The following is a 498-nucleotide window of genomic DNA, read 5'->3' as shown; positions in this document are numbered from 1 at the left end:
GCTAGAAAAAAAGACCCTGGTATATCCTGCATTTGACGGCGTCATCGACTGGCATGGCGCCTCCGTTGATCCAGAAAGAAAGCGGTTATATGCCAATCTGAGCTACATCCCGTTTGTTGCTCAAACCTTCAGGCGAAATGATGCCGAAGCAAAAGGTCTCGTTAAACCTTGGGATGGCATAGGACAGCCACCGCGGCCTAAAGAATTCGCTATCAATCCGCAATATGGCACGCCTTACGTAGTGAAGGTAGATCCTTGGTTGGGCATATTTGGCGCTCCATGCAAGGCGCCACCTTGGGGACAGCTTGCTGCAGTTGATCTACGCACCCGCTCTTTGATATGGAAATACGACGTGGGTACAACGCGTGACATTGGGCCTCTGGGGCTGAAAACGAACCTACCGTTCCCCACCGGAATTTTCAATATCGGCGGCAACATCATCACCCTGTCTCTTATACACATCTAGATGTGTATAAGAGACAGCTCTTGCGTTGACCG

Annotated in this window: 1 pseudogene; it reads left to right on the top strand. The window is 50.6% G+C overall.

Annotated features, from left to right (window positions below):
* Window positions 1-466 (top strand): annotated as a pseudogene (locus tag JMF97_RS32455) (hypothetical protein); the annotation flags it as partial.
* Window positions 467-498 lie beyond the last annotated feature (32 nt).

It is taken from the genome of Micromonospora fiedleri (genome assembly GCF_016774385.1).
Taxonomy (GTDB): Bacteria; Actinomycetota; Actinomycetes; order Mycobacteriales; family Micromonosporaceae; genus Micromonospora; species Micromonospora gifhornensis.
Note: the sequence above shows the minus strand (reverse complement) of the source record. Positions and strands in the feature narration are given on the sequence as shown.